We start from the raw sequence: 21,827 nt of genomic DNA on the forward strand, positions 1-21,827 counted from the left end.
CGGCAGGCCTGACCGAGAACCATGACAGAAGATAAAGCGGATGTCCGACTTCTCCTGTCATGGTTGAAAGGATTTTGCTATATTTCCTTAAAATTCGCCGGACTGCACATAGCGCGGCGTTATGCTTCATACTAAAAAAGAGACACTACCAATAAACTAAATGGCTACATTGATTCCGACATATGACAAAATTCTTTCTTCAAAAGTGAAACCTGAAGAAGGAGAGTTGCATTTGTTAAAATTCTTGGATTCACAACTTGACAATTCTTTTGAAGTATATTTTAATCCATATATGAATGGAGACCGACCTGACGTTGTTGTAATGAAGAAAGGTCAAGGTGTTTTAATAATAGAAGTCAAGGATTACAATCTCAATAGCTACGAATTAGATGAAAGAAAAAATTTTGTAATTAAAAGCACCCATGCCAAAACTCATAAATCGCCTATCTCACAAGTCCTAAAGTATAAAGACAATTTATTTGAGTTACATATTGAGAAGTTACTCGAAAAGAAAATTAAAGATATAAGACATTTTAATACGGTTTCTTGTTGTGTTTATTTTCATAATGCAAACTCAAACAGTATTAATGAGTTATTAGTTGAACCATTTAATCACGATAAAAAGTATCAAACTTTTTTGAAATATAATATAAACCTTATTGGTCGTGATAATTTGAATGAATTTGATTTGAATAAGTTGTTGAAAAAGACATATTTAAAATCAAACTCTCCTTCTTTTCTTTTTACAGACGACATTTACAAAAATATCAAACGCTTTCTGAAACCACCATTACATTTAAAAACAGAGGGAGAAGATATTGCTTATAGTAAAAAGCAATTAGAAATTATTTATGACGCAACAAAAAAGCAACAACGGATAAAGGGAGTTGTTGGTTCTGGCAAAACGACTGTGCTTGCTGCAAGAGCTGTACAAGCACATAAAAGGAACGGTGGAAAAGTACTGATTCTAACATACAACATTACTCTGCGAAATTTTATTAGAGATAAAATAAGTAAAGTGCGTGAAGATTTTGAATGGGAAAATTTTATAATTTCTAATTACCATTTATTCATAAATTCTGAACTAAATAATTTAGGTATAGACATCGAGATTCCTAAAGACTTCTCAGATTATACAGAAGACCAAAAAGACCAGTATTTTGAAAGGAATTACTACTCAAACAAACAGTTGTTTATTGAAAATCGAAACGAAATTAAACTTTATGACGTAATTCTTATTGACGAAATTCAAGACTACAAAAGAGCTTGGATGGAAATTGTTAAAGAGTGTTTTTTGAAAGAAGGCGGAGAGTATGTGTTATTTGGGGATGTAAAACAAAATATTTATAATAACAAAACAGATTCTAAGGATATTTCAACAAATGTTAAAGGTGTTACTGATTTAAAAAACTGTTTTCGTTCTGATTTTAAAATTAAAGATTTAGCTATTCATTATCAACAAGATATATTTAAAGACAAATACGAAATTGATTCTTTCAACAAAAAACAACAAAGTTTAGAAATTGCATTCGAAAGAAACCAAGAAGGCAGTATTAATTATATTTATTTACCCAAAGCAGATAGTGTAAGTACTTTATATACTATTATTCACGAAAATGCAATTAATAAGGATATTCCTACCAATGATATAACCATTTTAGGCAATTCGATTTCATTACTAAAAAAGTTTGAAGCATACTATCGCTACTCTTCAAATGAAAGAACGAATACAATGTTTGAGACGTTTGAAATGGTTTATAGAATGGGACTTAATTACTTGAAAAATGACAAACCAGAATGGCTTGTAAATGGAATTAAATTAATTCATCGCCAAAATGACAAGTCAGAGACAAGGGCGTTTAATCAGTTAAGTACATTATTCACGATAAGCGATTTATACTCAGAGTACCCTGAAAGATTTAAAGAAAAATTGGATATTTATTGCAAAAAAATCTCATCTAATAGTACTTATTTTTTGAATTATATTGAAAAATACAATGAGGAAATAAGCAATTTTAAAAGAGACTATGGTCCACAAAGGCAAACCAGTAATTTAAAAATGATTCGCAATAACAAAAAGATTCATTTTTATATGAATAGTGGTACAGTTAAAGTTTCAACCGTACACAGTTTTAAAGGATGGGAATGCGAAACTGTTTTTCTTATATTAGAAAACTATAATTTTCAAATGACATTTGATGAAATCCTTTATACAGGTATAACAAGGACTCGCGCTAATCTGATTTTGATAAATTATGGAAATGAAGAATACCATAATAAATTGAAAGATTTAATAGAGAAAGTAAAATAAAGTACGAAAGCATAACAATGTATAAAAATAATAGCCGAAACAGTAGTAATTTCAAGGGTTGTAGCCCGCTTCAGCTTTTCTGTAATTTGACAGGAAAGTGCAACGCAGTCGGCTACTATTTTTATACGAGCCGATGATGTCGAATACGCCTGCGGCGTACTTTTGTTGCACTGCTAACGCAGCTACCGCACCAAAAGCGGGTCGACATCATCGCCGCGCTATGCCGGATCGCCAAATCCGTAGGATAAGGGACCTCTTTGCCATAATCGCCGCTACGGCTTAACTACTCGACATATCAGGACACTAAATGCAATCCGGTTCGGCCAATTTTATTCCCAATACCGCAAAATCCCTAGACCATTAGACCGCTGCGCGGTCCGGCCGGGAACCATAACGAGAGACTAAGCGGAGGAACCTTTCTCTCGTTATGGTTTTACAGGATTTTGCTATATTTCCTTAAAATTAGCCGGACTGCACATAGCGCGGCGTTATATGCAACCCTACAAAAATTCTGCAAAAAAAATTCAAGGACTTTGTAACATTTTGTAGTTCCCCGTATCTAAAAGGCGAACCATTAAGAAAAACTACAAAATGAAAAACTTACATTTATTTGGTATCATCTTATTAATCGCCACTTCAGCTTTTGGACAAACGATTTCGGACTATCCTTTTGAAGTCGATAAAAGTGGGAACGGAAATCGGGCAATACTGCTAATCCCGGGATTTGCTTGTTCGGGCGAAGTATGGGCTGAAACCAAAACAGTTTATGAAAAAGACTATGTCTGCTATACCCTTACAATGGCAGGATTTGCAGACGCCGAACCTAGCCCAAATCCGACTTTTGAAAATTGGAAAATTGGAATTGCAGATTTCATCAAAGAAAAGAACCTTGAAAAGCCTATCTTGATTGGACACAGTATGGGCGGAGGTTTGGCGATGGCAATAGCTGCCGATTATCCTGAGCTGATCGAAAAAATAGTTGTCGTAGATGCTTTGCCCTGTTTAGCGGCCTTGACCAATCCAAGTTTTAAACAGCAGGAAAACATCGATTGTTCTGCTATCGTAGAACAGATTACAGCTTTATCAAAAGAACAATTTTATCAAATGCAAAAAATGTCTATGCCGCAACTCGTTCAAAACACGGAAACGCTAGAAACCATTGTAAATTGGAGTATTCAATCAGATAGACAGACCTTTGCCGAAGTGTATTGCGATTTTTCAAATACGGATTTAAGAGAAAAAATTAAGGATGTTAAATGCCCTACGTTAGTTCTACTGGAAGCTAACTTCAAGAACTTTAAGCCCGCCATTGAAGAGCAGTTCAGGAACCTCGGATCAGCTGATTTAAAATATGCCAACAAAGGGCTTCATTTTATAATGTACGATGATAAAGAGTGGTATTTTGACCAATTAGCCAATTTTTTAGCCCAAGATTGAACGTGTTCGAAGAAATCTACAAAAACTATTGGCAGAGAATCTTTCGGCTATGTATGGGCTACGTAAACGACAAAGATCTGGCTCAAGAAACTTTTATAGTTGTATTCAAAAAACTTCCTGAGTTCAGGGGCGAGGCGAAAATAGGCACTTGGATTTTTAGAATAGCATCGAATATTTGTTTACGCCACATCGAACGCCGAAAGCGTTATCCAAAAGACGAATTACCGAAAAATATTTCTGAAGAAAATGTACCTGATATTGAACCACAAATTAAGTTTTTGTACAAGTGTATATCGGAACTGGCCGAAACCGACAGAATAATAATATCACTCGAACTGGAAAACATCAAACAGGAAGACATTGCATATATAGTTGGACTTTCCAACACAAATGTTCGAGTTAAAATTCATAGAATTAAAGACAAAATAAGAACAAAATTCAGGGAATATGGACAATGACACAAACCTAAACGAATTGTGGTCTAAGCAAACCACCAAACCACCTCAAATGGAGGAATTACTTTCAAAGTTTGCTAAAATTAAGAGAAAGAACCTTACAAAATTAATTGCTATTAACATTTTGATGGTTGCCACAATTGCGTTTATCATTTTTATTTGGGTTTATTTTGAACCCAAATTGATTACAACAAAAATCGGAATAGTTTTAACGATTTTAGGAATAATCGTTTACCTGTTCGTTTACAATCAGCTTATTCCATATTTGAGAAAAATCAATGAAAATCAGAGTAATAACGATTTTTTAAAGGTGGTAATAAAACTGAAAGAGAAACAAAAATTTTTACAAACCAGAATGTTGCAGATTTATTTCATTACGCTTACCGTAGGAATATGTTTGTACTTATACGAGTATGTGTCGCTATTATCATTTCCTTGGACTATTTTTGCCTACACAGCCACCTTGATTTGGATTGGCTTCAATTGGTTCTATCTCAGACCAAAAGTAGTCGGAAAAGAACGAGACAAACTAGATGGAATTATTAAAAAGTTTGAAAACATAAATCGCCAATTCGATAAAAATACCGCCAAGGGCAGCATATAACACCGTATATAAAAAATAGGGCGAGTAAGTGCTAGGCCCATTGGCCTGGGCGTATTTTCTAGGTCGCCGAACCTTTTGATTTGGCAACTAAATGAAAAAGATAGTCACAAAATGCAAAAGGCTCGGCTTGTGCGAGGCCGATAGGCAATCGCCCGTCCCCTGCCCTACTTTTCATATACAATCCCGATGATGTCGAATACGCCTGCGGCGTACTTTTGTTGCGCCGCTAACGCAGCTACCGCACCAAAAGCGGGTCGACATCATCGCCGCGCTCTGTCAGATTGCTCAATCCCTAGGATAAGGGACCTTCTTGCCATAATCGCCGCTACGGCTTAACTACTCGACATATCAGGACACTAAATGCAATCCGGTCGGCAAATTTTATTCCCAATACCGCAAAATCCCTAGACCATAAGACCGCTGCGCGGTCCGGCCGGGAACCATAACGAGAGACTAAGCGGAGGAACCTTTCTCACGTTATGGTTTTACAGGATTTTGCTATATTTCCTTAAAATTCGCCGGACTGCACATAGCGCGGCGTTGTCATCAAGCTAAAAAAACATATGAACGAAGAAGGAAATATTTCTGATTTACCATCGTATAAAAAAACTCATAATGATTTCAAAGGAGCTCATACGATTGGGAAACTCATTAAAGTATTTAACTTTTTCGGCATAAAGGACCAAGGATTGAATGAGGCTTTTGCAAAACTTCCCAAATTAAAAGATGTCGAAAATTTAATTTCCCTACCTGACAGATTTAATTCTCAATTTGCTGAGATTGGATGGATTGCTCACGAGTCTATGAATTCCACGTTAATTGAGAAAGCAGTTGAGTTAGCTGAAAATGGTCAAAAATCTAAAGCCGAAAAATTATTATCAGAGCACTTTACTTCAACTGAAATTAAATGGCTTCAACACAGATTTAGGGTACTACCTGCTTTCTCTGTTCGTTTTGAATTGATTGAACAAGCATATAAAAATACTCTAGAAGAAAGATTTCATTCCTGCGTACCATTATTGCTTACCATAATCGATGGAGCTGTTAACGATATCAGTAAAAGCAAGGGCTTTTTTTCAGAAAACACGGAATTGAAAGCTTGGGACAGTATAGCATCTCACAGTAGCGGATTAACAGCAATTAAAGAGATTTTCAATGCTTCAAGAAAAAAGACCAATAGTAAAGAGATTTTCTTACCATATAGAAATGGAATTTTACACGGAAGAGATTTAAAGTTTAACAACAAACACGTAGTTGGTAAATGTTGGTCAACATTATTTGCGATTAACGATTGGGCTAGAGCACTTAAAGAGGAAAAAGAAAATCCACCAAGTCCACCAAAAGAACCAACATCGTTAAAAGATAGTTGGAAAGAATTGACAAAAGCCATTACGGAACATCAAGAATGGAAAGTTCAAAGTGATAAAAAATGGAAAGAACTTGAGAACTGGAAACCAAGAGAAAATATTAGTATTGAATTAGAGAATTTCAAAGAATTTAGCCCAGAAAAAACCGCTCTTGAAATTATTGAAAGTTGGAAAACAAAAAATTATGGCAAAATAGCTAAATTGATTCACAGAATAAGTGACAAAGAAATCAATATTGGTGTTGAAGCAGGGAAAATAAGAAGAGACTTAGAAAATAAAAATCTAAAGTCTTTTCAAATAAAGAAAATATCAGACAATTCAGCTGCTATTTCTGAAATTACTATGGACATTGATTATGAACTGAATGGAGAAGATAAAACGAAAGAAATAATTATACGTTTAATTTGCAAAGATGAAAATGGAGAAATGGGAATGAATGGTAAAGAAAATATTACTTGGGAATTTATAGATAATTTCTTCTTTACATTAGACTTCTGAGAAAAGCCAGATGACAACAATGTATATAAAAAATAGCGCAAGCCATTGCTAACACAAAGGTTCGGGCATTTTTGGAAAGTCGCCAAATTTTTAAATTTGACGATTTCCAATAAAAATATAAATAGTAAAATTTAAAAATTCGGCTTGTGTATAGCCAAAAAGTAGTCGCTCATTTTCAGCGCTACTTTTCATATACGGAGCCGATGATGTCGAATACGCCTGCGGCGTACTTTTGTTGCACTGCTAACGCAGCTACCGCACCAAAAGCGGGTCGACATCATCGCCGCGCTATGCCGGATCGCCAAAATCCGTAGGACAAGGGTCCCTTTTGCCAATATCGCCGCAACGGCTCCATTACTCGACATATCAATCGCTATATGCAATCCGGTTCGGCTAATTTTAATCCCAATACCGCAAAATCCCAAGGCTTCACGGCCTGCCAAGCAGGCCTGGCCGGGAACCATAACGAAAGACTAAGCGGAGGAACCTTTCTCTCGTTATGGTTTTACAGGATTTCGCTATATTTCCTTAAAATTAGCCGGACTGCACATAGCGCGGCGTTGGCATTCATTATCAAAATACACTAAATAAAATATGAACATAATAATTTTCGGACCTCCTCTTGCTGGAAAAGGAACACAAAGCAAAAGAATTATTAATGATTTTGGACTAACTCATCTTTCAACGGGAGATGCATTAAGAGAAGAAAAAGCTCAAAAATCAGAATTAGGAATTAAAGCGTCTGAATATAGTAGTAAAGGATTATTGGCTCCTGATGATTTAGTAGCTGAAATAGTTGAAAAATTCTATCATAATAATAAATCTGACAAAGGAATTTTATTTGACGGATATCCCCGAAATATTGAACAAGCAAAGCATTTGATGAATGTAATTGAGAAAGATGGAAATAATATTGACCGAATTATATTTTTAAAAGTCCCTAAAGAAGAACTATTAAAGCGAGCCATAAAAAGAGCTAAAGAGGAAAATAGAACTGATGATAAGGACAGTGAAATAGTTATGACTAGAATTAACGAGTTTGGAAACTCGACAATTCCTGCAATAAATTTCATAAAAGAATCTGGAATTAAAACTATTGAAATTGACGGAAATAAATCTATTGAGAATATTTATGAAACTATAAAAAGTGGATTAAAGTAAAACGAAATGCCAACAATATATAAAAAACATAGGGCTTTTGTTCTTAATCGAAAGGTCTGTGCTTATTTGCAAAATCGCCAACTATAAAATTTGGCGTTTACGAAAAATGATAAAAGCAAAATATTTATATTTGGCTTAGTACCAATCCGAAACGTATAGCTTGTCACCTGCCCTACGTTTCTTATACGAGACGATGATGTCGAATACGCCTGCGGCGTACTTTTGTTGCACTGCTAACGCAGCTACCGCACCAAAAGCGGGTCGACATCATCGCCGCGCTATGCCGGATCGCCAAAATCCGTAGGACAAGGGTCCCTTTTGCCAATATCGCCGCAACGGCTCCATTACTCGACATATCAATCGCTATATGCAATCCGGTTCGGCTAATTTTAATCCCAATACCGCAAAATCCCAAGGCTTCACGGCCTGCCAAGCAGGCCTGGCCGGGAACCATAACGAAAGACTAAGCGGAGGAACCTTTCTCTCGTTATGGTTTTACAGGATTTCGCTATATTTCCTTAAAATTAGCCGGACTGCACATAGCGCGGCGTTGACTACAAGTGCTCCCCAAAATTCAAAAGACGGAATCCGTAATAAAAAAACGGGCGGAAACGGAACCGAGCAACAGGGCGCAAATCGAAACGGAACGGAAAATCGGAACCCCCGAAGCGCCGCCAAATGGACTTTCCCCTGCCCGCGGATCTTAAAATAAACGGAACCTGAACAATAACGGCGGACTTTTTGGCCGCCCGCGCAACGGAAAAACGGAAAAGCCATTCGCCGGCTTAACGAAAAAACGGAAACGAACGGAATCCAGCTTTTGCGCGCCCGAACAACACGTGTCGCACCGGTAGTCAACACGGGCTAAAACCCATACGGGCGGATTTTCCCGTCGGAAAATCCACGTATCTTTGCCAAGGCCCCCGCACGGGCGGAAATCCTACGGATTTCTGACCCGAACGGGTCATAGCCCTAGACGTTGTAAGTAATGCTGAAAAAACTATCATATTTAAATTCTATCATAATCCTTTTTATAATATCTAGCTGTGATTTCACGTCGGCCGGAGAATATTATAACCAAGCGCAGGAATTGGAGAAAAAAGGTAATCTTGAAGCTGCGATTTCTAAGTTGGATAAAGCGATTAAAAAAGAACCCGAATTTAGGGCAGCCCTTTTAAATCGGGGAGTTTACAAATCCGAACTTGCGAAATATGACGAAGCTAATAAAGATTATCAAAAAGTACTGGAATTTGATTCGGACAATACATACGCACTATTTAACATTGGACTTAACTTTCAAAAGCAAAAACTACATAAACTGTCAATTCCGTATTTCTCAAAGGCCTTGAAAACAGAAGGAGCTTTGGAAAGTATTGCGAGTTCTAATGGGGACGCCTGGGCAATCAACACAAATATTGACCTGAAACGATTTGACAGCGATGCGGATTATAATATGTTCGATAGTGAAATTTACTATCAAAGGGCCGTGGGTCATTTGGAGATGAAGGATTTCGATAAAGCTATATCGGATTTTAAAACAGCTTTGAAATCAAATTATTCTAGAGCAGACTGTTTTTATCTTATCGGCGAGGCATATCTCGGAAAAAAAGATTCTACAAATGCTTGTCAGAATTTTATTGAATCTGCAAAACTTGGAGATTTAGAGGCTAGGGAAATGCTAAAAAAACATTGTTTGAACAACGAAAACAAATGAATCTGATTCTGAAAGTCATATCATGGATTCTGATAATTTTGTTCTTCCCTTTATCTTTAGTGGTAGTAGGCTACTATAAACAGAAAAAAGCAAAACAAAACTATTGGATTAAACAAGACAGTACGGAAAGCACTACTTACAACAAGGGCTATAGCAAATAGGGCGTTAAGTCCTGTTCCCATTGGTCTGGGCGTGTTTGCTAGCACCGCCGAATCTTTTGGATTCGGCATTTAAAAAGAAAAAGATAAATACGAACGCAAAAGATTCGGCTAAGGGCCCGGCGGAATGGCCGGTGCGGCCCGACCGCCCTACTTGCCATAGCCGAAGCCGTTATCTGCAAGCTAAAAAAAACAATATGATTAAAATTCACCATCTTAACTGTGTAAAAATCGAATCGCCAATGGGTTCAGCAATTGGCCATTGTATGTTGCTCGAAGAAAACGGTAAACTTGCTCTAGTCGATACGGGAATTGGACTTGCGGAAACAAAAGAACCCATATTAAAACTTGGCAAGGAATTAATCGAGATTACAGGATTCAAATTTGACGAAGGAATCACGGCCATAAAGCAAATAGAAAAATTGGGGTTCGGAGCCAACCAAGTTCGTAATTGCATTGTTTCCCATCTTGATCCTGACCATATCGGCGGGCTTGCGGATTTCCCAAATATGAAAATCCACGTTACGAAAGAAGAATACGATAGTTTTAAAAGCGGGAACGAAAGATACCTTCCCCGACAACTGAACCATAATCCCGAAATAAAACTATACCAAACAAACGATAGCGAATGGTTTGGGCTTCCTGCCAGAAAAATCGATTTGGATTTTGAAACGGAAATCTATTTGATTCCCTTGTTCGGACACACTCTCGGACATTGTGGAATAACCTTTAGGAAAAACGAGAAATGGATTTTCTATGTTGGCGACGCTTATTACTTAAGAGCCGAAATCGATGAACTTAATCATCCTGTAGACGAATTGGCAACAATTAGAGCAGTCGATAATAAATTAAGAAAAAAGAGTCTAAATACAGTCAGGGAAATTATAAAAAGGCACGGAAATGAAATCGAGTATTTTGGTTATCACGACCCAACTGAATTCAAGTAAGCCGAGTAAAGCCAGCAGATAACAATGGCTATAGGCAATACGGGGCTTTTTGCTTGCCGAATGGTAGTAGCTTGAATCAAGCTCCGCAAAGCCCTGTTCTTAGTATTTATAGTTAAATTTAAAAACGAAAACAGGGCTTTGCTACTTGCGAGACCGGAACGTGTTTCCTTGAAAATTCCCCGTACTGCCCATAGCCGAGACCGATGATGTCGAATACGCCTGCGGCGTACTTTTGTTGCACTGCTAACGCAGCTACCGCACCAAAAGCGGGTCGACATCATCGCCGCGCTATGCCGGATCGCCAAAATCCGTAGGACAAGGGTCCCTTTTGCCAATATCGCCGCAACGGCTCCATTACTCGACATATCAATCGCTATATGCAATCCGGTTCGGCTAATTTTAATCCCAATACCGCAAAATCCCAAGGCTTCACGGCCTGCCAAGCAGGCCTGGCCGGGAACCATAACGAAAGACTAAGCGGAGGAACCTTTCTCTCGTTATGGTTTTACAGGATTTCGCTATATTTCCTTAAAATTAGCCGGACTGCACATAGCGCGGCGTTAGGTGCAAGTTGTAAAATGATAACGTATTAATTAATCTAATATTTAAACTATGGATTTTCTAGATAAACTATTGGGGATTGACCCAAATTACATTGTTATTGGATTAATTGCCCTCTTCTTTTCTTTAGAACAGATAATGAAATCGCCATTCAATTTTAAGAAACGAATTAATCATCTATTTCAAAATTTACTATTTCAAATCATACTTGTTATCCTAAATATATTTTTTGTGACTTTTCAAGTCTTTTCAATTGAATGGTTGAATAGTAATCATATCGGACTTTTATATTTGGTAGAACTACCCTTTTGGGCAAAACTTTTTATCTCTGTTGCCTTATATGATGTTACAGCATATTGGGTACATAGAGGTACACACGCAATCCCTTTACTCTGGAGATTTCACAGAGTACATCATAGCGACACTACGATGGACTCTTCAACAGTTTTTAGATTCCACCCATTGGAATTAATACTAGTATTTGGAATCGGAAATATAGTAACTGCCGCTTTATTTGGTACTGATGTGTTTTCTATGGCTTTGTATTATTTCTTTTTATACCTCTTCTTCTTTTTTGAGCACGCAAATCTTAAATATCCAAATTGGCTGAATTCTACGTTCGGACTGATTTTTGTGATGCCTGACCATCACAGAGTACATCATCAGCAAGACCAGTTTTATACAGATTCAAACTATGCGGATATTTTTATTATTTGGGACAGAATATTTGGAACGTTTAAAATGATGCCTTTAGAGCAAATGAAATACGGATTAGTCGAATTTGGAGAAGATAAAAAACAAACATTTCTCTATTTAATTAAAAGCCCTTTCATTAATATAAAAAGAATAACATCTGACATAAAAGAAGAAACTAAAACTGAATAAAAACCAGCACCTAACAATGGCTATAAGTAATTGCTTGTTCTCGCCTACTTTGGAAATTCCTGCGGAATTTCTAACTTGGTGTGTACTTGCAAAGTTAAGTGCTAACCCACGCAACTACTCATAGCCGAACCGATGATGTCGAATACGCCTGCGGCGTACTTTTGTTGCACTGCTAACGCAGCTACCGCACCAAAAGCGGGTCGACATCATCGCCGCGCTATGCCGGATCGCCAAATCCGTAGGATAAGGGACCTTCTTGCCATAATCGCCGCAACGGCTTAACCACTCGACATATCAGGACACTAAATGCAATCCGGTCGGCGAATTTTATTCCCAATAACGCAAAATCCCAAGGCTTCACGGCCTGCACGGCAGGCCTGACCGAGAACCATGACAGAAGATAAAGCGGATGTCCGACTTCTCCTGTCATGGTTGAAAGGATTTTGCTATATTTCCTTAAAATTCGCCGGACTGCACATAGCGCGGCGTTGTAGGTAATTACCAAAATGAAAATTGAATATAGAAATATAAGCCCGAATGAAACTGAAGCTATAAATCAAATTTCTGATTGGTATTTAAGCGAGTGGAAAATCTCAAAAATAAAAACAACAAAAAGTCTGACTGAAAGTATAAATCAAAATGTTATTTTTCAGACTATAATGACTGATGAAAAAAGGCTTATAGGTACTGGTGGACTTTATCATAAAGTTGGAATCCAAAGCCGAATTAAAAAATATGAAAATTATTCCCCTTGGATTGCTTTGATGTTTACTGAACCTAAAATAAGAGGAAAAGGTTACGGAGGAAAGCTATTAAAGGAGATAGAATTAGAGGCAAAAAGAAAAGGATTTGACAAAATATATCTTTTTACTCATACTGCTGAATCACTATACAAGCGTAAAGGGTGGAATGAAATAGACAGATATAACATTGAGGGAAAAAACATTGTAATTATGGATAAAAAAATATAAAACTACCTACAACAACGTGTAAAAAACATAGGGCGATTTGGGCTCGATTTTAAGGCTTGGGTTTCTTTATGAGGTCGCCAAATTTCCAATTTGGCATTTAAAGAAAAATAAAAGCAAAATATGTAAATTTGGCTTAGTGAGAACTCGAAAGACAGTGTATATCCTCTGCCCTACGTTCCTTACACCAAACGATGATGTCGAATACGCCTGCGGCGTACTTTTGTTGCACTGCTAACGCAGCTACCGCACCAAAAGCGGGTCGACATCATCGCCGCGCTATGCCGGATCGCCAAAATCCGTAGGACAAGGGTCCCTTTTGCCAATATCGCCGCAACGGCTCCATTACTCGACATATCAATCGCTATATGCAATCCGGTTCGGCTAATTTTAATCCCAATACCGCAAAATCCCAAGGCTTCACGGCCTGCCAAGCAGGCCTGGCCGGGAACCATAACGAAAGACTAAGCGGAGGAACCTTTCTCTCGTTATGGTTTTACAGGATTTCGCTATATTTCCTTAAAATTAGCCGGACTGCACATAGCGCGGCGTTACCCAACATTTTGCAAAAAATGAAACCTGGAATCAAAATTACAGATACCGAGTTAATATTTACGGAGTTTGCTTCTAAAGAAACTGGAATCGTCAAATATTGCAAATCGTTTAATTTAAAACTGAACGAAATAAAATTAATCGGAATTAGTCCAAGGCTGGCTCTTGACGATGAAATCGTTTTTATACTGGTTATAGATAATGAAGACCAAATATTTCCTATTCCCGACAATGTAATAGGAACAAAAGGACTTGAAAATCTTGAAAAACATTTTAAGCTAAAGTCAATCATAGAAGAATGGAACAAGTTTGAATATGACGACCACTATGGAAAAATAGATAAGGTTCTGTACCCAAAAGAAAGGTATTGGGCTGACTTGTTTGAAAAAGACTGGAAATTAAATTTCAGAACCTTATATAGTTGGATAAAACCAAAAACTTTCTATGGCAGTCTAAACGACAAAAATGGACTTGAATAAGTTTGCGCAGATGGACAACTTACTCAAATGAAAGTGTTGTGTTAATGGACTTGCCAATTGGACTGAAAACTTACTCAAACGGAAAAAAAACGTTGGGTAACAATGCCTAAACGTAATGCGGGCTTTAGGGCTAAATAGAAAGGTCTGTGTATATTTATGAAGTCGCTAAATCTTATGGATTTAGCTTTGGACGAGGAAAAAATAAAACTAAATAATAAGCTTTAGCTTCGTGCGCAGACGGAAACGAAAGGTCTCCTAACTTCCGCACTACGCTTAGCTAAACCGTTGTGTGCAATTAAAACAAACAGATGTACGAGAAATTAACATATAGTGGAAATGAATGCAATAGCTATTTGTATTTCTCTTTTGATGCAGAATATTTCGACACGAAAAAAATAACGGAGGAATTAAATATTGAGCCAACTTCTGTTATGATAAAAAAAGAGCCTGTTCCAAAATCAACCGCTTGGAAATATCAAATTGATGCAGGAAACGAAATTGATTTGGAAAATTATCTTGAAAAACTGATTGATATAATTGAGCCCAAAATAGAAATCATAACCCGACTCAAAGAGAAATACGATTTAACAACCAGAATACAATTTGTAATCGACATTGATATAAATCTAGAATCTTCAACGCCATATTTCGGACTGAATAAAAGAACGATTGAATTTTTAGCCAAAACTGGAACTGAAGTAGACTTTGACCTTTACAAAGCTGACACAATTGGATTATTAAACAACTAGTATGGAAAAAGAAAAGAATCAATTAATAACAAAAAAAGTAGGTTACGAAGCAATGTTATATTGCATAAAAGCATACTGGGAAAATAGTGGTTCAAATGATTTGACAGATATTTTGAGTGGCGGAGAATATTGGAAAGGCACTGATGAACCTGCTGATTCGGCATTTTGGGAATATTGGACAGAAGCAATTGAGAAAGTAAAATCTGATGGACCAATGATTAAGGAATTAAAATAAAAACTGCACACAACAATGGCTATAAGTAATTGCTTGTTCTCGCCTACTTTGGAAATTCCTGCGGAATTTCCAACTTGGTGTGTACTTGCAAAGTTAAGTGCTAACCCACGCAACTACTCATAGCCGAAGGCGATGATGTCGAATACGCCTGCGGCGTACTTTTGTTGCACTGCTAACGCAGCTACCGCACCAAAAGCGGGTCGACATCATCGCCGCGCTATGCCGGATCGCCAAAATCCGTAGGACAAGGGTCCCTTTTGCCAATATCGCCGCAACGGCTCCATTACTCGACATATCAATCGCTATATGCAATCCGGTTCGGCTAATTTTAATCCCAATACCGCAAAATCCCAAGGCTTCACGGCCTGCCAAGCAGGCCTGGCCGGGAACCATAACGAAAGACTAAGCGGAGGAACCTTTCTCTCGTTATGGTTTTACAGGATTTCGCTATATTTCCTTAAAATTAGCCGGACTGCACATAGCGCGGCGTTGTAGCACATTTACCAAAACCACCGAATGATTGAATTAATACTATCAACTTTAGCTGAATTTGGACTCATTCGAGAAGATTTTAAACATCACAAAAAAATCTCGAAAATGGAAAAAGCTGATGGAAAGAAACGACCTTTCCAAAGGTATTTTCTACAACCGAGTTCAATTATGGTTATTTCTGTTTTAGTCATTGGGAGTTTAAGTGCTATTCTGTTTTTTACATATCAAAGAAAATCTGTGTTTCCTGAAAAAACCAAACAAGAAATATCGGAAATGAGTGACAGAATGGATAATTGGAAAGAAAATTTAGGAAAATATCCAACGGAACTGAATGAATTAATCGGAAATAGTCCTTTAAGACAAGAATGGAAAAAAGATGCTTGGAACCGAGAATATGAATTTAAGATTATCGAAAATGGAAACGGATATTTAATAACATCTGCTGGCTCTGACGGAAAATTTGGAAATGAAGATGATATTAAGTCTGTGAAATGAAAAACAAGATAAATGTAGTTTTAGGTTTAATTCAAATATTATTATCTGTTTACTGGATTTATGAAATGATATTGCTTTATTATAAATATCATTATACAGATATACTTTTTGCTTTTATGTATCCGAATTGGGTAATATTCTTAAATATTATCTTGAGTATTGTAAACATATATTTTGGAATAAATTTAATGAACGGAAAAACATCCAACAAACGAAGTTATTTGACAATGATAATTTTAATAATCATTGGAGGAATAATAAATATATTGAGTGTAGCATAAATAAAAACGTGCTACAACACCGTATATAATTTATTGCTAGCTTCTCGCCTACTTACGAAAATCCTCGCGGATTTTCTATTCGGTTTTTATTTGCTAAATTACGTGCTAAACCACGCAACAAACCATATACAAACACGTTGTACTTAAGTTGGAATGATTCTTGTTTCAACTTTTACATGAAAAAATTAATCTCAATTTCTTTATTCCTTTTTGCTTCAATAATTCTTAGTCAGGAAAACAAAATCTCTAAGTCGGACTTAGTTGGATATTGGACAATTGACCGATTTCACCCGGACGCGGATAATGAAACAACAATTTATAAGCGCTGTAACTTCAATCAAAAAGGAACTGTTATACAGTTTAAATCAAATGGACTGTTTAATTTAAAAGATAATTGGGGGCCGAGAAGATGTGGAAATGATAATCGGAGACCGAAAAATATCAATGGAACTTTTTCTTGGGACTCAAATCTGAAAAAAGTAAAGTTAAAAAGTTATACAGTTGGATTACGCACTAGTTGGAATCTAATTTGGGTAGGTCGAAATTCCTTTGCTGTAAAAAAAACCTAAGCACAACACAACCTATAAACAATACGGGCTTCGGGCTTAAACGCTGGGTTTGTGTATTTTTATAAAGTCCGCAAAATCTTTGGGATTTTGCTTTAAACAAGAAAAAGAAAAAACAAAACAAAAAGATTTCGCTATGTGCGTGGCGGAAAGCAAACGTTAGTTTGCTCCCGTACTGTTCATAGCTCAACCGTTAGGCATAAGCTGAAGAAATATTTATGGCGAAATACATTTACATCATAATTCTTCTTTTTACGGTTCCCAGTCTTTGGGGAAATCCTAAATATGACAAAATTGACAAAGAGTCGAAAAGCGTTCCCGATTCACTAAAAACTACCGAGAAAATTGCAAAATACTTGACTATAGAACTAAAAAATGATGATGAAAAATTAAGAGCTCTGTACATATGGATTACTCATAATATTAAATACGATTTAGGCCAAATCAATAGTGAATTTCAATATGGCTCTTACGACGAGATGGTAGAAGAAACTTTGAAAGCCCGAAAAGGTGTTTGTGGACATTATGCGCAACTTTTTCACTACATGTGCAAATCTATCGGAATTGAATCCTTTGTTATTTCAGGTTATACTCGACAACTAGGTAGCAACAAAATTTCAGAGCTAGACCACGCTTGGAACGGTGTCAAAATCAACGATAAATATTTTTTTGTGGACAATACTTGGGCCGCCGGGTATCTTGGTTACAAAGGCAATTATGTTCATGAATTTAAAGATAATTACTTCCTAATAGAGCCAAAAAAATTTATTAAAACACATGTCCCATTTGACCCCGTTTGGCAGTTTTTAACCAACCCGATCAGTAATGTAGAATACCAAAAAAAGGACTTTTCAAAACTCAATAAAAGTGGGAGTTTCGTCTTTAAAGATTCAATTTCTGTGATTGTCCAATTGGATACTATAACCCAAATCAGGAAGAAAATTGACCGCATCATTAAATCAGGGATTACTAATGTTCTAATTGAAAGAGAAATCTATAAAGATGAAGAACTAATTGAAAGCCTTACATATGATAAGTGGGTTTCAAACTATAATGCCATTAACGATAATATTAATAGCGCGAACGATGAATTGAATTTGGGAATAAATTTCTCAAACATCTTTATTGGTTACATGAACAAGAATTTCAGAAACCCAAAGATTGAAGATAGCGAAATAAAGAGTACCATTGATAAAATGAATTTACACTTTTATCAAGGTAAAAATCAATTGAAAAAGTATAAACCATCAGTTTATAATTTAAAATACTCTGGGAAAAATGAGGAGTTCATAAGACTAACCAAATACTATAAAGAAACTCTCATAGATTTTGTAATTCAATTAGAACGTACAATATTTAAAGTTGAACCAACCATCATTAAGGACACAGATTACTCGAAAAGGTATCTAAAAAAGTGGAAACCTTTAAGGGACTTAGTACCATATTAAAAAAAGCCTATGCCTAACAATGGCTAAAATTCATTGCTTGCGGATTTCCTAAACGGAAATCACGCGCAAAAAGCTATCTTTAGGTTCGGCTGGATTGTCCTTCGGACGAATCACAGCAACGAACCTTAGCCGAGACCGTTGTGTGTAATGCTGACCAAAATTATGGGAATATTTGACTTTTTAAAACCTGGAGATAATTCCAAGCCTTCAAGAAAGCATATTTCGTTTTCAAATTTAGCATTGGAAATAATTGGAAATCGGTTAGGACAAAACGGATTTGAATTTTATCGGAAAAAAGTAGAAGCTTACTTTACAACAATAATCTGGAAAAAGGAAAAACAGTATGTGAAATTATCCGCATCTGACTTTCCAACTGATTATCCATACACCTTTGATATAATTCTTGGAGAAGGAGACTGTGACGACTTCTTTGAAACGGAATGGGATTCTATCTCAATTTCCGATATTCAAAGATTAACTGAACCGAATAGAAAATACAAAGGTTATGACTTCCCAAAAAAGCGTGAATTTAGAGCAGTTTTGGAAAAAGCAAAAAATGAGTTGATTGAATTTGGGAATGGTTTTTTAAATGGAGATTTGGAATTATTTTATGAGGCACGAATTCAGGCAAACGGAAAAAACAAACCCGAAAAGATTATTAAAAAAGATAAGAATGGAAAAGTTATTGTCGAACTTTTACCATACAACGTAATAAAGAAAAACGACTGAATTAAAGCACATACACACAACAACGGCTATAGTTCATTACGGCTGAAATTCCTAATCGGAATTTCTAGCCTTTTTGCTAAATTTATGGTTACGGCGGAATGATACTCGCGTACCATTCCGTAACGAAACCATAGCCAAAACCGATGATGTCGAATACGCCTGCGGCGTACTTTTGTTGCACTGCTAACGCAGCTACCGCACCAAAAGCGGGTCGACATCATCGCCGCGCTATGCCGGATCGCCAAAATCCGTAGGACAAGGGTCCCTTTTGCCAATATCGCCGCAACGGCTCCATTACTCGACATATCAATCGCTATATGCAATCCGGTTCGGCTAATTTTAATCCCAATACCGCAAAATCCCAAGGCTTCACGGCCTGCCAAGCAGGCCTGGCCGGGAACCATAACGAAAGACTAAGCGGAGGAACCTTTCTCTCGTTATGGTTTTACAGGATTTCGCTATATTTCCTTAAAATTAGCCGGACTGCACATAGCGCGGCGTTGTACACCATTTATCAAATCTTTAGAAATGTTGGAATTAGGAGGAATATATAAAGCTTCGTTTTATGATGAATACGACCATATTGAACCTAAAGAAAGTACGGTTCGAATAATTGGACTGGATAAAAATGAAGTTTTTTATGACGCATTATGGAGCGACAATAAATGGATATTTTCTGGAAACTTAAAGCGTAAATCCTCTTTTTACAGAATGCCTACTAAATATTTTTCCTCAAAGGCAAAGCAAATTGATTTCAAAAAATTAAGCGAGGAGGAACTAAACTGTTTCCGACCTGACTTACCAATGCGTTTCGGACGGACTAGAAATGTGGATTGGAAAAAAATCGCTGAAAACGGAATCGAATGTTTACCTGCTGAAATCGCAAAACAGGAGATTGACTCAAACAAAATTATGCTTGTGCCATTTGGACCAAAAGGTGGAACTAAAAAAAGTGCTTTAGTTGACGGAAAAACCAATCTTACCGTATTGGAGATTGTAAAATTCGCAAGCAAAATTCAAAAACCGATTGAGGGACAAGAAAATAAAGGAATTGGATTTTTTCGCTTTGGTTCTGAAAAGGGTTTACCGAGCTATTACATTGGCAACTACATCGACAAAGCTGGAAATCAGTACGAATAAAAAACGGTGTACAACACAACCTATAAACAATACGGGCTTTGGTCTTAAACGCTAAGGTTTGCGTATTTTTATGAAGTCCGCAAAATCTTTGGGATTTTGCTTTTTAGCAGGACAAAGAAAAAAAGAAAACCAAAAGATTTCGCTATGTGCGTGGCGGAAAGCAAACGATAGTTTACTCCCGTACTGTTCATAGCTCAATCGTTGTGCTTCATACTGAAAAATCGGACCAGAAAGGGAATTTTTAGTAAATTTGAGAAAAGGGAATTGAAATGGACATCAAAACATCGAAAATAGAGCTCGTCAAAATAATATTGAATATCGATAACGATAAGTTCATCAAGAAAGTGACGGATTTCATAAACAATGAAAAATCGGACTTTTGGAACGAGTTGACCAAATCAGAGCAGGCCGAAATCAAAAAAGGAATTGAACAATTGAACAAAGGCAAGCGGACTTCTTACGAGGAAGTTCTCAAAAGGATTTCTTGATGGAGGTCTTCATTTCCGAACTTGCCGAGTACAAACTCAAAAAACTTACCGAATACTTGTTGGAACAATGGAGTTTTAAGGTCAAAAAAGATTTTTTAGCCAAATTGACCAAGAAAATCCAACAAATACAATCCCAACCTGAAAGTTGCCCGAAATCAAATGAATTTGGGGGAATATATAAGTGTGTAGTTACAAAACAGACGACTTTTTTCTATCGCGTCAATTTCGAGCGGGAAGAAATAGAAATAATTACTTTGTTCGACACGAGACAAGACCCTGAAAGACTCAAGCAGCAATTGGATTAGCTTCAAAAACCGATAGTGAATGTTTGACGAATTAGATAAATATAAATCAAATGGACATTTCTTTTTTTCAGCCGATGATGAATTATCAACGGTCTGTAACGCTCCGAAAAACGGAGTTGGAATTTATATCGTTTACGCACTCAAAGGCGGTAAAATTGAATTGATTTACATTGGTTCTTCTGGAAAAATATTACAAAGCGGGCATAAAAAAGTTCGGATTGGCGGAATGTGCGACAGATTGGTAAACGGAAAACAATTTGGAGATGCTCGAAAAAGGAGTTGGAAAACCAAATTAATATCGGAAAAAATTGAAGCTCTGGATATCTATTGGTACGAGACTTTCGATAAAGCAAACAGGGATATTCCAAACACAGTCGAAGGAATAATTATCCAACGATTTTACGAAGTTTATGGAGTACTTCCTAAATGGAATAAGGAATATTAGCGCGGAAAGTACGAAAGCACAACAAAACCTATAAACAATACGGGCTTCGGGCTTAATCGAGAGGTTTGTGTATTTTTATTAAGTCCGCAAAATCTTTTGGATTTTGCTTTTTAGCCGGACAAAGAAAAAAACAAAACCAAAAGATTTCGCTATGTGCGTGGCGGAAAGCAAACGCTAGTTTGCTCCCGTACTGTTCATAGCCCAACCGATGATGTCGAATACGCCTGCGGCGTACTTTTGTTGCGCCGCTAACGCAGCTACCGCACCAAAAGCGGGTCGACATCATCGCCGCGCTCTGTCAGATTGCTCAATCCCTAGGATAAGGGACCTTCTTGCCATAATCGCCGCTACGGCTTA

Annotated in this window: 21 protein-coding genes; all 21 read left to right on the plus strand. The window is 36.9% G+C overall.

Annotated features, from left to right (window positions below; all coding sequences use genetic code 11):
• Nucleotides 1–160 precede the first annotated feature (160 nt).
• On the plus strand, nt 161–2,311 hold the full coding sequence (locus ACKWBX_RS00005; RefSeq protein WP_413966582.1) for a nuclease-related domain-containing DEAD/DEAH box helicase: 2,151 nt from the start codon (nt 161–163) through the stop codon (nt 2,309–2,311).
• Nucleotides 2,312–2,902: 591 nt separating this feature from the next.
• The gene (locus tag ACKWBX_RS00010) at nt 2,903–3,748 is read left to right on the plus strand and encodes an alpha/beta fold hydrolase (RefSeq protein WP_413966583.1); all 846 of its coding nucleotides are present in this window, start codon (nt 2,903–2,905) and stop codon (nt 3,746–3,748) included.
• On the plus strand, nt 3,745–4,206 hold the full coding sequence (locus tag ACKWBX_RS00015) for an RNA polymerase sigma factor (RefSeq protein ID WP_413966584.1): 462 nt from the start codon (nt 3,745–3,747) through the stop codon (nt 4,204–4,206). Before ACKWBX_RS00010 ends, ACKWBX_RS00015 begins: the two co-directional genes overlap by 4 nt.
• Complete coding sequence (locus tag ACKWBX_RS00020; RefSeq protein WP_413966585.1) at nt 4,196–4,807, plus strand: hypothetical protein; 612 nt, start codon at nt 4,196–4,198, stop codon at nt 4,805–4,807. The genes ACKWBX_RS00015 and ACKWBX_RS00020 overlap by 11 nt, the downstream gene beginning before the upstream one ends.
• Before the next feature lie 563 nt (nt 4,808–5,370).
• Nucleotides 5,371–6,672 (plus strand): hypothetical protein, encoded by a 1,302-nt coding sequence (locus tag ACKWBX_RS00025; RefSeq protein ID WP_413966586.1) that lies wholly within the window; start codon nt 5,371–5,373, stop codon nt 6,670–6,672.
• 594 nt (nt 6,673–7,266) lie between these two features.
• Nucleotides 7,267–7,833, plus strand: a complete 567-nt coding sequence (locus tag ACKWBX_RS00030; protein ID WP_413966587.1) for an adenylate kinase family protein — start codon at nt 7,267–7,269, stop codon at nt 7,831–7,833.
• Between the two features lie 367 nt (nt 7,834–8,200).
• Nucleotides 8,201–8,545, plus strand: coding sequence for a hypothetical protein (locus ACKWBX_RS00035; protein WP_413966588.1), 345 nt, complete (start codon nt 8,201–8,203; stop codon nt 8,543–8,545).
• Between the two features lie 276 nt (nt 8,546–8,821).
• On the plus strand, nt 8,822–9,547 hold the full coding sequence (locus tag ACKWBX_RS00040; RefSeq protein ID WP_413966589.1) for a tetratricopeptide repeat protein: 726 nt from the start codon (nt 8,822–8,824) through the stop codon (nt 9,545–9,547).
• 400 nt (nt 9,548–9,947) lie between these two features.
• Complete coding sequence (locus ACKWBX_RS00045; RefSeq protein ID WP_413966590.1) at nt 9,948–10,652, plus strand: MBL fold metallo-hydrolase; 705 nt, start codon at nt 9,948–9,950, stop codon at nt 10,650–10,652.
• A 612-nt stretch (nt 10,653–11,264) separates the two neighbouring features.
• Nucleotides 11,265–12,098 carry a sterol desaturase family protein gene (locus tag ACKWBX_RS00050; protein ID WP_413966591.1) on the plus strand — a complete coding sequence of 278 codons (834 nt, stop codon included), beginning with the start codon at nt 11,265–11,267 and terminating at the stop codon, nt 12,096–12,098.
• Nucleotides 12,099–12,604: 506 nt separating this feature from the next.
• Complete coding sequence (locus ACKWBX_RS00055) at nt 12,605–13,069, plus strand: GNAT family N-acetyltransferase (RefSeq protein WP_413966592.1); 465 nt, start codon at nt 12,605–12,607, stop codon at nt 13,067–13,069.
• Between the two features lie 569 nt (nt 13,070–13,638).
• The gene (locus ACKWBX_RS00060) at nt 13,639–14,097 is read left to right on the plus strand and encodes a hypothetical protein (RefSeq protein ID WP_413966593.1); all 459 of its coding nucleotides are present in this window, start codon (nt 13,639–13,641) and stop codon (nt 14,095–14,097) included.
• Between the two features lie 308 nt (nt 14,098–14,405).
• Nucleotides 14,406–14,846 (plus strand): DUF4279 domain-containing protein, encoded by a 441-nt coding sequence (locus tag ACKWBX_RS00065; protein ID WP_413966594.1) that lies wholly within the window; start codon nt 14,406–14,408, stop codon nt 14,844–14,846.
• Nucleotide 14,847: 1 nt separating this feature from the next.
• Nucleotides 14,848–15,081 (plus strand): hypothetical protein, encoded by a 234-nt coding sequence (locus ACKWBX_RS00070; RefSeq protein ID WP_413966595.1) that lies wholly within the window; start codon nt 14,848–14,850, stop codon nt 15,079–15,081.
• A 516-nt stretch (nt 15,082–15,597) separates the two neighbouring features.
• Nucleotides 15,598–16,068, plus strand: a complete 471-nt coding sequence (locus ACKWBX_RS00075; RefSeq protein ID WP_413966596.1) for a type II secretion system protein GspG — start codon at nt 15,598–15,600, stop codon at nt 16,066–16,068.
• Between the two features lie 1,065 nt (nt 16,069–17,133).
• A complete protein-coding gene (locus tag ACKWBX_RS00080) occupies nt 17,134–18,363 on the plus strand; it encodes a transglutaminase domain-containing protein (protein ID WP_413966597.1) in 1,230 nt (409 codons plus the stop codon).
• Nucleotides 18,364–18,525: 162 nt separating this feature from the next.
• Nucleotides 18,526–19,092, plus strand: a complete 567-nt coding sequence (locus ACKWBX_RS00085) for a hypothetical protein (RefSeq protein ID WP_413966598.1) — start codon at nt 18,526–18,528, stop codon at nt 19,090–19,092.
• Between the two features lie 528 nt (nt 19,093–19,620).
• Nucleotides 19,621–20,232 (plus strand): hypothetical protein, encoded by a 612-nt coding sequence (locus ACKWBX_RS00090; RefSeq protein ID WP_413966599.1) that lies wholly within the window; start codon nt 19,621–19,623, stop codon nt 20,230–20,232.
• A 269-nt stretch (nt 20,233–20,501) separates the two neighbouring features.
• The gene (locus ACKWBX_RS00095) at nt 20,502–20,720 is read left to right on the plus strand and encodes a hypothetical protein (protein WP_413966600.1); all 219 of its coding nucleotides are present in this window, start codon (nt 20,502–20,504) and stop codon (nt 20,718–20,720) included.
• Nucleotides 20,720–21,025 carry a type II toxin-antitoxin system RelE/ParE family toxin gene (locus tag ACKWBX_RS00100; RefSeq protein ID WP_413966601.1) on the plus strand — a complete coding sequence of 102 codons (306 nt, stop codon included), beginning with the start codon at nt 20,720–20,722 and terminating at the stop codon, nt 21,023–21,025. Before ACKWBX_RS00095 ends, ACKWBX_RS00100 begins: the two co-directional genes overlap by 1 nt.
• Before the next feature lie 19 nt (nt 21,026–21,044).
• Nucleotides 21,045–21,470 carry a hypothetical protein gene (locus ACKWBX_RS00105; protein ID WP_413966602.1) on the plus strand — a complete coding sequence of 142 codons (426 nt, stop codon included), beginning with the start codon at nt 21,045–21,047 and terminating at the stop codon, nt 21,468–21,470.
• The last annotated feature ends 357 nt before the right edge of the window (nt 21,471–21,827 follow it).

Source organism: Maribacter algae (genome assembly GCF_047345745.1).
Taxonomy (GTDB): Bacteria; Bacteroidota; Bacteroidia; order Flavobacteriales; family Flavobacteriaceae; genus Maribacter.

What these genes read in the sequence shown, in the direction of transcription:
- ACKWBX_RS00005 (WP_413966582.1), top strand. Translation starts at nt 161, where the DNA reads ATGGCTACATTGATTCCGACATATGACAAAATTCTTTCTTCAAAAGTG.
- ACKWBX_RS00010 (WP_413966583.1), top strand. Translation starts at nt 2,903, where the DNA reads ATGAAAAACTTACATTTATTTGGTATCATCTTATTAATCGCCACTTCA.
- ACKWBX_RS00020 (WP_413966585.1), top strand. Translation starts at nt 4,196, where the DNA reads ATGGACAATGACACAAACCTAAACGAATTGTGGTCTAAGCAAACCACC.
- ACKWBX_RS00025 (WP_413966586.1), top strand. Translation starts at nt 5,371, where the DNA reads ATGAACGAAGAAGGAAATATTTCTGATTTACCATCGTATAAAAAAACT.
- ACKWBX_RS00030 (WP_413966587.1), top strand. Translation starts at nt 7,267, where the DNA reads ATGAACATAATAATTTTCGGACCTCCTCTTGCTGGAAAAGGAACACAA.
- ACKWBX_RS00035 (WP_413966588.1), top strand. Translation starts at nt 8,201, where the DNA reads ATGCAATCCGGTTCGGCTAATTTTAATCCCAATACCGCAAAATCCCAA.
- ACKWBX_RS00040 (WP_413966589.1), top strand. Translation starts at nt 8,822, where the DNA reads ATGCTGAAAAAACTATCATATTTAAATTCTATCATAATCCTTTTTATA.
- ACKWBX_RS00045 (WP_413966590.1), top strand. Translation starts at nt 9,948, where the DNA reads ATGGGTTCAGCAATTGGCCATTGTATGTTGCTCGAAGAAAACGGTAAA.
- ACKWBX_RS00050 (WP_413966591.1), top strand. Translation starts at nt 11,265, where the DNA reads ATGGATTTTCTAGATAAACTATTGGGGATTGACCCAAATTACATTGTT.
- ACKWBX_RS00055 (WP_413966592.1), top strand. Translation starts at nt 12,605, where the DNA reads ATGAAAATTGAATATAGAAATATAAGCCCGAATGAAACTGAAGCTATA.
- ACKWBX_RS00060 (WP_413966593.1), top strand. Translation starts at nt 13,639, where the DNA reads ATGAAACCTGGAATCAAAATTACAGATACCGAGTTAATATTTACGGAG.
- ACKWBX_RS00065 (WP_413966594.1), top strand. Translation starts at nt 14,406, where the DNA reads ATGTACGAGAAATTAACATATAGTGGAAATGAATGCAATAGCTATTTG.
- ACKWBX_RS00070 (WP_413966595.1), top strand. Translation starts at nt 14,848, where the DNA reads ATGGAAAAAGAAAAGAATCAATTAATAACAAAAAAAGTAGGTTACGAA.
- ACKWBX_RS00075 (WP_413966596.1), top strand. Translation starts at nt 15,598, where the DNA reads ATGATTGAATTAATACTATCAACTTTAGCTGAATTTGGACTCATTCGA.
- ACKWBX_RS00080 (WP_413966597.1), top strand. Translation starts at nt 17,134, where the DNA reads ATGGCGAAATACATTTACATCATAATTCTTCTTTTTACGGTTCCCAGT.
- ACKWBX_RS00085 (WP_413966598.1), top strand. Translation starts at nt 18,526, where the DNA reads ATGGGAATATTTGACTTTTTAAAACCTGGAGATAATTCCAAGCCTTCA.
- ACKWBX_RS00090 (WP_413966599.1), top strand. Translation starts at nt 19,621, where the DNA reads ATGTTGGAATTAGGAGGAATATATAAAGCTTCGTTTTATGATGAATAC.
- ACKWBX_RS00095 (WP_413966600.1), top strand. Translation starts at nt 20,502, where the DNA reads ATGGACATCAAAACATCGAAAATAGAGCTCGTCAAAATAATATTGAAT.
- ACKWBX_RS00100 (WP_413966601.1), top strand. Translation starts at nt 20,720, where the DNA reads ATGGAGGTCTTCATTTCCGAACTTGCCGAGTACAAACTCAAAAAACTT.
- ACKWBX_RS00105 (WP_413966602.1), top strand. Translation starts at nt 21,045, where the DNA reads ATGTTTGACGAATTAGATAAATATAAATCAAATGGACATTTCTTTTTT.